The organism is Peptoniphilus grossensis, assembly GCF_001940285.1.
Classification (GTDB): Bacteria; Bacillota; Clostridia; order Tissierellales; family Peptoniphilaceae; genus Peptoniphilus_A; species Peptoniphilus_A faecalis.
Window position 1 is genome coordinate 129,051 of sequence record NZ_MJIH01000008.1, and the last position, 8,894, is coordinate 137,944.

At 31.0% G+C, this 8,894-nt stretch carries 13 protein-coding genes; 8 read left to right on the forward strand and 5 right to left on the reverse strand.

Features of this window, described 5'->3' with window-relative positions; translation table 11 throughout:
• Nucleotides 1-6: 6 nt before the first annotated feature.
• The gene (locus BIV18_RS10230; RefSeq protein ID WP_075660524.1) at nucleotides 7-282 is read right to left on the reverse strand and encodes a hypothetical protein; all 276 of its coding nucleotides are present in this window, start codon (nucleotides 280-282) and stop codon (nucleotides 7-9) included.
• A 16-nt stretch (nucleotides 283-298) separates the two neighbouring features.
• Nucleotides 299-598 (reverse strand): hypothetical protein, encoded by a 300-nt coding sequence (locus BIV18_RS10235; RefSeq protein WP_075660428.1) that lies wholly within the window; start codon nucleotides 596-598, stop codon nucleotides 299-301.
• Between the two features lie 254 nt (nucleotides 599-852).
• Here BIV18_RS10235 and BIV18_RS10240 point away from each other — a divergent pair, with 254 nt between their 5' ends.
• From BIV18_RS10240 to BIV18_RS10275, 8 genes are all read left to right on the forward strand, one after another.
• On the forward strand, nucleotides 853-3,078 hold the full coding sequence (locus tag BIV18_RS10240) for a type IA DNA topoisomerase (protein ID WP_075660525.1): 2,226 nt from the start codon (nucleotides 853-855) through the stop codon (nucleotides 3,076-3,078).
• 203 nt (nucleotides 3,079-3,281) lie between these two features.
• Entirely contained in the window at nucleotides 3,282-3,695 is a 414-nt protein-coding gene (locus BIV18_RS10245) for a PleD family two-component system response regulator (protein ID WP_075660526.1), read from the forward strand.
• Between the two features lie 491 nt (nucleotides 3,696-4,186).
• Complete coding sequence (locus tag BIV18_RS10250) at nucleotides 4,187-4,567, forward strand: hypothetical protein (RefSeq protein WP_075660527.1); 381 nt, start codon at nucleotides 4,187-4,189, stop codon at nucleotides 4,565-4,567.
• 14 nt (nucleotides 4,568-4,581) lie between these two features.
• Complete coding sequence (locus BIV18_RS10255) at nucleotides 4,582-4,917, forward strand: hypothetical protein (protein WP_075660528.1); 336 nt, start codon at nucleotides 4,582-4,584, stop codon at nucleotides 4,915-4,917.
• Nucleotides 4,918-5,051: 134 nt separating this feature from the next.
• Nucleotides 5,052-5,339: a hypothetical protein gene (locus tag BIV18_RS10260; RefSeq protein WP_075660529.1), complete on the forward strand. Its 288-nt coding sequence runs from the start codon at nucleotides 5,052-5,054 to the stop codon at nucleotides 5,337-5,339.
• A gap of 50 nt (nucleotides 5,340-5,389) precedes the next feature.
• A complete protein-coding gene (locus BIV18_RS10265) occupies nucleotides 5,390-5,713 on the forward strand; it encodes a hypothetical protein (protein WP_075660530.1) in 324 nt (107 codons plus the stop codon).
• Between the two features lie 74 nt (nucleotides 5,714-5,787).
• On the forward strand, nucleotides 5,788-6,027 hold the full coding sequence (locus tag BIV18_RS10270; protein ID WP_075660531.1) for a hypothetical protein: 240 nt from the start codon (nucleotides 5,788-5,790) through the stop codon (nucleotides 6,025-6,027).
• Nucleotides 6,028-6,038: 11 nt separating this feature from the next.
• Nucleotides 6,039-6,704, forward strand: coding sequence for a hypothetical protein (locus tag BIV18_RS10275; protein ID WP_144015239.1), 666 nt, complete (start codon nucleotides 6,039-6,041; stop codon nucleotides 6,702-6,704).
• A 184-nt stretch (nucleotides 6,705-6,888) separates the two neighbouring features.
• Here BIV18_RS10275 and BIV18_RS10280 read toward each other — a convergent pair whose 3' ends face one another.
• The 3 genes from BIV18_RS10280 to BIV18_RS10735 form a co-directional block, all read right to left on the reverse strand.
• Nucleotides 6,889-7,374, reverse strand: coding sequence for a hypothetical protein (locus BIV18_RS10280; protein ID WP_075660533.1), 486 nt, complete (start codon nucleotides 7,372-7,374; stop codon nucleotides 6,889-6,891).
• A 9-nt stretch (nucleotides 7,375-7,383) separates the two neighbouring features.
• Nucleotides 7,384-8,112: a hypothetical protein gene (locus tag BIV18_RS10285; protein WP_075660432.1), complete on the reverse strand. Its 729-nt coding sequence runs from the start codon at nucleotides 8,110-8,112 to the stop codon at nucleotides 7,384-7,386.
• Between the two features lie 533 nt (nucleotides 8,113-8,645).
• Complete coding sequence (locus BIV18_RS10735) at nucleotides 8,646-8,789, reverse strand: hypothetical protein (RefSeq protein ID WP_178385808.1); 144 nt, start codon at nucleotides 8,787-8,789, stop codon at nucleotides 8,646-8,648.
• Nucleotides 8,790-8,894: the final 105 nt, after the last annotated feature.

Genomic DNA, 8,894 nt, shown 5'->3' on the forward strand with positions numbered 1-8,894 from the left:
ATATAATCACTTATTGATTTCCAAAATATATGACTTAATTTCTTCTACTGGATCTTCTCCAAGTAAAGATTCAAGTTCATCAGATGTTTCTATAAAAACATTCTTAACATCTCCTGCGAAGATTTGAACATTGGCATAACCTTCTTCATCCAAGGTTAAAGTCACGACACAATCTTCATAAACCAAGATTTTGGATTCATAAGGAATTAAACTCTCCAGATTTCCAGCGTCTTGGAAAATTTTATCCATCATATTTTTGTATCTTATTTCATTAAAATTCATTCTTTACCCCCTATTCCTATATGAAGGAATTTAATATTAGTGAAACTATTAAACCGACAGCCGATAACAATGATACACATATTAGAACAGTAAATATGTCCTTCAAAATATCTCTACGAATTAAAGGATGACTATAGGATCCTTGAAGTCGAATAAAGTGAATAATCAGACATAGTATAGCTGTTACTAATGTGAAGGCTATTAAAAAAGTTGCTAGGTCATTAATTTCACCCTTAAAGGCTCCTAGAGCCTTGTTTAATTTACTAACTTCTTCTGGTGTTAGCGTATCTAACCCAGCAGCATAAACTTTAAGCATATAGCCACCTACTTTCCTCTTAGGGGTAATCATTAAAAATTAATTATATATTTAACCTATCGGATTTCGATAAGTCTTAATCTTTACTTGTAGTATAGCAAGGTCTATACAAGACACAAGTTATTTTGCAAGTACCTGAAAAGTGGAGATAAGAGCTTTTAATATTAAATCCAAGTCGCTTTATTCTCTCCACTTTTCGAGTATATGAAATATAAAGGTGGATTCTCTCGATAACTTTACTCTAGGAGGTAAATATGAAGAATGTTTTATTAATTACAGAAAAACCTTCTGTTTCAAGGGCAATATCGCAAGTTATAGGTTCAAGTTTTGGCGATTTTAATATCACCTACAAGCCTTTACACGGTCATATTACTTGTTTATATGAGCCTGAAAAATACAAAGATTCTTGGAAAAGTTGGGATATAAATGAACTCCCCATGATACCGAGTAATTTTAAATATGAGATTACGGACAAAAAATTATTTAAAGAGATAAAAGAACTAATAAAAACTAACAAGTTTGATTTTATTATAAACGCTACTGATGCAGGGCGTGAAGGTGAGGCAATCTTCTGGAATGTCTATGATTTACTAAATATCAAGACTTTAGTTAAGAGGCTCTGGCTAAAAGATATTACTGATACCTCTATTAAGGAGGCTATGGATAATCTTTTAGATTATACAAATCAAGACTTGGAAAATTTAAAAGAATCAGCTCTTATACGACAAGAGATTGACTGGCTGTATGGTATGAATTACTCCAGATTTTATTCAATTTCTTCTTATACAGGGATGGCTATGGGGAGGGTAATGACCCCAGTCCTCAAACTCATCTTCAACCGAGATGAAGAAATAAAAAACTTCAAATCCAAAAAATCCTACTACTTAGAAGTCTTATCGAAATCCGATATGACCTATAAGTCGGGGAACTATGAGGATAAACTGGATGTTGAAAAAATGAAGGCTGAAATAGATAAGGACAAGTTTCTTATATGTAAGGAATTTCAAAAGAACTTTGAATATACAAACCCTCCATTGTTACCAGACTTAACCGATCTTCAAAAAGAAGCTAATAAGATGTTTAAATTTTCATCTAAAAAGACCTTAGATATATTACAAGCCTTATATGAAAAGGGCTTAGTTTCATACCCAAGGACAGATTCAAGATATTTAACAAAGGCTGTAGCAGACACCCTCAAAGACACCTTTATAAAACTCAAATCTTATAAAGATACAGGGGCAGAGTGGGAGAGAACAAACCAACTAGCTCTCTTATCGAATTTCGATATACCCAAGAGGTTTATAAACGAAGGAAAGGTTACAGACCACCATGCAATAATTCCAACGGGTAAAACTAGCTCTAACTTAAATAGTGATGAAAAACTTTTGTATGAATATATCCTTAAAAGATTCTTTATTATTTTCTTAAAACCAATTAAAAAAGAGGTTTATAGAATTATTGGAGAGAAAAATAAGAAGGAATATAAGGCTAATAAATCCCTAGTAATTGAAAGAGGTTATGGAGAAATTCTCCTAGGCTTAAAAGAAGATAGGGAAGTTGTAAAGGAAATCAAGGTTGGGGAAGAAATTCCAATCAAATCTTCTAAGATTAAAGAATCTATAACTAGACCTCCAAGTCATTATACTGAAGCAAGTCTACTAATGGTTATGCAAAATCCAACCCTAAGTATGGTTGAGGACTTAGACCAGTATAAAGACATACTTAAAGAAGTAGGGGGCATAGGTACTCCTGCAACAAGAGCAGGCATTATTGAAAAACTTAAAAAGAAAAAATATATCAGCATAAAGAATAACTATATTTATATAAGCGATTTAGGACAAGAGATTATTCTCACAAGCCTTAATCATAAAATTCAAGACATATCTTTAACTGGATCTCTTGAAAGCAAGCTAAAGGAAATTGAGAGTGGGGAACTAGACCCAAGTGTATTTAGAAAGGAAATAGTTGATAGTATGAGTGAAGATATAAATAGCCTAAAAGAAAGTACGGAAAAACGAGTTATGAATAGAAGTGGGGCAGTCATTGGTACTTGTCCTAAGTGTGGTGGTCATGTAGTAAATGCCAAGAAGTTTTATAAGTGCGAAAACTATAAGTCAGACTCTGGCATTATGTGTGATTTTACCCTACCAGGAACTCTATGCCATACAGACATTGAGGTAGAAGATGTAGAAAGACTACTTAATGGAGAAGAAACCGAAGAAAAGGAATTTACTTGGAAGTCAGGCAAGACTGGCTCAGCCAAGTTAAGACTTGATGATGAAGGTAAACTTGTTTTTATCTTCCCAGAAAATAAAAAACTTCCAAAAGAAGAAGTAGGTACTTGCCCTAAGTGTGGCAGGAAAGTAATAGAAGGCAAGAATTATTACCTATGTGAAGGTTATAAGGATTCTTGTGATTTTATCTTTGGTAAAACCCTTTGTCATAGTCCAATCACTAAGGCAGATATAAAATCCTCCTAAGTGGTGGTACAACAGATGAAAAAGAATTTACTTGGAAATCTGGTAAGAAGGGAAATGCCAAATTAAAACTCAAAGATGACGGAAGCCTTGAGTTTATATTTGAAGATTAATTTTAGGAAGTATTAAAAGTAGGAGAGGGGCTACCTAATAAAAAAACAAGCCCTCATATACTCCTACTTTTACAGTAGATGAGGAGGAAATACATGATCAAACCAATAGTAGTTATATTTGATGAAAACCAAGCCTCAAAGAAACTTGTAAGTAATATTCTAAGAAAGAATTACAAGTATATTAGCGTAGATAATTTAAAAGACCTTAGCTATGCTATGAGGAATAATGATGTAAAAGGGCTTTTAATAGCAGATACTATTAAAGACCATAAGAAAATTATAGAACAGATAAGAAAAATCTATCCAGCTAATGAATTAGGGATTATCCTACTACAATCTATGGATGATAAGGAAGAATATAAGGAAGAACTTAATATAGGTTTTGTTAAGAAACCATTCCAACCTACAGAGCTTTCATCTTCTTTAAAATTTGTCTTATCTTCAATTCCTTTAGTAGAAGAAGATAAAGCTTTAAAATTTCCAAGAGTAAAAGCAAAACCTAAATAAGGATTTTGATATAAAAAACTAGATGAAAAAGAATATGAAGAACTTTATCAAAGACCACCTTTAGGTTTAAAAATTCTTCAAAGCTTTACCTATGCTGGAGAAGTAGAATCTATCTATTTAAAAGATTCTAAATTTGATGTAATTAAAAACAAAAGTTGAAAAGAAAAAGGCTCCAGAACAACTTAAAGAAGGTAAGAAAAAGAAATAGAAAAGGTAGAAGTAAAAGAAGAAAAATCGACTTACCGAAATCCGATAAGGAAGAAATAAGAATAGAAGAAGTTATAGAAGATAAAAACTTGATGTAGAAGTAAAAGAAATTAAACCAGCTCAAGAAGAAGAACTTAAAGATAAAGATTTAGTAACTCCTATTAAGCTAGATATAAAACCAGTAGATCGAGAAGAAACTGAAAACTCTAGTGATAAAGAAATATTCTTAGACCTAGGTACTATGAATGTGGAAGAAGATAAATCTGAAAATTTAGTCTTAGAAGTTGAAGAAAAACCAAAAGAAGAAATTTGACTTAAAAACAAAACCTGAAGAAATCTTAGATTTAAGCCAAGACTCAAACCCTTCCCTTCAACCTCAAGAACCTACACTTAAAACCCTAGACCTAAGCCAAGATACAAATGAAGTTAATAAATTAGAACCTAACAGACCCTATGATTCAACTTTTGATATGTATGTAGATGAACATGAGGATTTAGAGGAAGAATTTTCTTTATATGATTCTAAGGAAAATAAGGGTTTAATAGTTTTAAATATAGATTCATCCCTAGAAGATAGGGGAAAAGAAGGTCAAGATATGAGTTTAAATAGGATAACAATAGATCTGATGAACCCACTATTCCACCCAAGCACCAATCCTCAATAGACAAAGTTAAGAAAATGTTTAAGGATTCTAAAGATTATTTAGATGACAAGGTAGATGAATATGAAGTTAAAGAAAAACTAGAAGAATCTAAAAACTTCTTAGATGAAAAGGCTAAGGAATATCAAGTAAAAGATAAATTAAAACAATCTAAGGACTATATATCTAATAAGGTTGAGGAATATCAAGTAAAAGATAAATTAAAACAATCTAAGGACTATATATCTAATAAGGTATCGGATTTAGATATAGAAGATTTAATTAAGCCTCCTAAAAATGCTAATAGGTTTGAGGGGATGAGCTTGAGAAGAAGTGGGGATGGGATAAGAAAGACGATATTGATGAAAATATAAACCTTATCAATCCTGAGATTACAAATAACGATAAGAAGAATAAAGAAAAGAAATCTTTATTCAAGAAACTTTTTGGAAGAAAGTAACTTCTGTATTTTAAAAAAGAAAGTGGGGGATGGGCCTAGCCCAGAATTATGTTTATAAAAACAAGAATAAATAAAATTAACGCAGATAATCTATATTGTGAAGGACAAGTTATCAGTATTCTCGATAACGATAAAAAAACAATAGAAGATAAGAAGTTAAATGATTATAAGGTCATCATTTCTTTTGACAAGATTGACCTATCAACTTCTTTAAAGAATTATGATTTTATGATTAATGAAACTGTAATAGGTAAGGTTATAGAAACTGATGACAAAGGAAAGTTAATCTCTTTAGATATTTCTGAATATCAAAAAGAAATCTTTGATGATTTGTAAAAGGTGGCCCTTATAAGGCTAAAATCCTATGGTTCCTATCTTATGGTGCTATGGTAAAAGTAAATGAATTTCTAGGAATTATTAAGAACTCTGATTTTTCTAATAAATACCTAAAGGTTTCTCAATTTTACCACCCAGGAGATTTAATTGAGGTAGAAGTTGCAAATACTTACTTAAATAAGATTTATTTTAAGCCAACTGATATGAGTCACGAAGATTATCAAGCTGACCTATCTAAGTATAAGGTTAATGATGTAATAATAGTTAGAATTAGCTCAACTAGACCTTGGGGAATTTTTGTAGGCATAGCTCCAGGTGTTGACGGACTTTGTAATAATCCAGATAACCTTGGCTTAAAAGCAGGTATGAAATAGCCTACAAGATTACAAAAATTAATGAAAAGGGAATCAAAGGTCGCTTTGTTAAATTGATTGGTTAAGGTGATCTTATGTATTTCCTAAACAATCAAAATTTACTAGAAATAGATGATTCTTACCACCAAGTTTTTAAAAATCCCTTCCATGTAAACCTAGCCCTACATGAAATTCCTAGAATGAAGGATGCTGGCGACTTAACTGATTTAGATGTTAAAGTCTGTAAACTAGTCCATAAATTCACATTCCTAGACAAGCAAAGAATGAAAGATTGTTGGGAGTTGAAATTAAGGATAGGTTGGAAAGCTTGGTGAATATGAGGGTATTGAACAAGTTTGTTTTATCTAATGGATATGAAGATTATCCAAAGGTTCATGACTTAGATGTTCCAGATATTATTAAAATGAAGAACAAGGAAGTTCTTGAAAAAGACTGCTATATATTGTATTGCCTAGATATGGCAGGTAAGGTTTTATTAGAAAAATATACTAACCTCGATCTTGAATCTTGGTACACATCAGAAAACTTAATAAGAGCCAATGCAGTTCTTAAAAAATTGATACTAAGTGATTTTTATATAAATATTATGGAAAACACTAAGCAATATACTTGTGAAGAATTTAACCTAGGAAGGACTTTTTATGTAAATAAGAAACCCCTAACCAATGACGCTGATTTAACAATGAGGTTAAATAACCACAAGGTAAACTATATTTTATTAACTTTGAGGGATGAAGATTTTCCTCAATATTTAAGGTCTATTTCAGAAAGATATGAAATATTATTGACTACTAAATCTTGGAAGAAATACTTCTTTGAAATAGAAGAAAGCCCAGTTTTACTAATTATTTGTGAAAATACAGATTTAGCACTAAGGGTAGGACAATTTATTAGTCAAACTGGGCTTTCTTCTATTTCAAAGAAGTATTTCTTCCAAGATTTAGTAGTCAATAATATTTCATATCTTTCTGAAATAGACCTTAAATATTGAGGAAAATCTTCATCCCTCAAAGTTAATAAAATATAGTTTACCTTGTGGTTATTTAACCTCATTGTTAAATCAGCGTCATTGGTTAGGGGTTTCTTATTTACATAAAAAGTCCTTCCTAGGTTAAATTCTTCACAAGTATATTGCTTAGTGTTTTCCATAATATTTATATAAAAATCACTTAGTATCAATTTTTAAGAACTGCATTGGCTCTTATTAAGTTTTCTGATGTGTACCAAGATTCAAGATCGAGGTTAGTATATTTTTCTAATAAAACCTTACCTGCCATATCTAGGCAATACAATATATAGCAGTCTTTTTCAAGAACTTCCTTGTTCTTCATTTTAATAATATCTGGAACATCTAAGTCATGAACCTTTGGATAATCTTCATATCCATTAGATAAAACAAACTTGTTCAATACCCTCATATTCACCAAGCTTTCCAACCTATCCTTAATTTCAACTCCCAACAATCTTTCAATTCTTTGCTTGTCTAGGAATGTGAATTTATGGACTAGTTTACAGACTTTAACATCTAAATCAGTTAAGTCGCCAGCATCCTTCATTCTAGGAATTTCATGTAGGGCTAGGTTTACATGGAAGGGATTTTTAAAAACTTGGTGGTAAGAATCATCTATTTCTAGTAAATTTTGATTGTTTAGGAAATACATAAGATCACCTTAACCAATCAATTTAACAAAGCGACCTTTGATTCCCTTTTCATTAATTTTTGTAATCTTGTAGGCTATTTTCATACCTGCTTTTAAGCCAAGGTTATCTGGATTATTACAAAGTCCGTCAACACCTGGAGCTATGCCTACAAAAATTCCCCAAGGTCTAGTTGAGCTAATTCTAACTATTATTACATCATTAACCTTATACTTAGATAGGTCAGCTTGATAATCTTCGTGACTCATATCAGTTGGCTTAAAATAAATCTTATTTAAGTAAGTATTTGCAACTTCTACCTCAATTAAATCTCCTGGGTGGTAAAATTGAGAAACCTTTAGGTATTTATTAGAAAAATCAGAGTTCTTAATAATTCCTAGAAATTCATTTACTTTTACCATAGCACCATAAGATAGGAACCATAGGATTTTAGCCTTATAAGGGCCACCTTTTACAAAATCATCAAAGATTTCTTTTTGATATTCAGAAATATCTAAAGAGATTAACTTTCCTTTGTCATCAGTTTCTATAACCTTACCTATTACAGTTTCATTAATCATAAAATCATAATTCTTTAAAGAAGTTGATAGGTCAATCTTGTCAAAAGAAATGATGACCTTATAATCATTTAACTTCTTATCTTCTATTGTTTTTTTATCGTTATCGAGAATACTGATAACTTGTCCTTCACAATATAGATTATCTGCGTTAATTTTATTTATTCTTGTTTTTATAAACATAATTCTGGGCTAGGCCCATCCCCCACTTTCTTTTTTAAAATACAGAAGTTACTTTCTTCCAAAAAGTTTCTTGAATAAAGATTTCTTTTCTTTATTCTTCTTATCGTTATTTGTAATCTCAGGATTGATAAGGTTTATATTTTCATCAATATCGTCTTTCTTATCCCATCCCCACTTCTTCTCAAGCTCATCCCCTCAAACCTATTAGCATTTTTAGGAGGCTTAATTAAATCTTCTATATCTAAATCCGATACCTTATTAGATATATAGTCCTTAGATTGTTTTAATTTATCTTTTACTTGATATTCCTCAACCTTATTAGATATATAGTCCTTAGATTGTTTTAATTTATCTTTTACTTGATATTCCTTAGCCTTTTCATCTAAGAAGTTTTTAGATTCTTCTAGTTTTTCTTTAACTTCATATTCATCTACCTTGTCATCTAAATAATCTTAGAATCCTTAAACATTTTCTTAACTTTGTCTATTGAGGATGGTGCTTGGGTGGAATAGTGGGTTCATCAGGATCTATTGTTATCCTATTAAACTCATATCTTGACCTTCTTTTCCCCTATCTTCTAGGGATGAATCTATATTTAAAACTATTAAACCCTTATTTTCCTTAGAATCATATAAAGAAAATTCTTCCTCTAAATCCTCATGTTCATCTACATACATACAAAAGTTGAATCATAGGGTCTGTTAGGTTCTAATTTATTAACTTCATTTGTATCTTGGGCTTAGGTCTAGGGTTTTAAGTGTAGTTCTTGAGGTTGAAGGGAA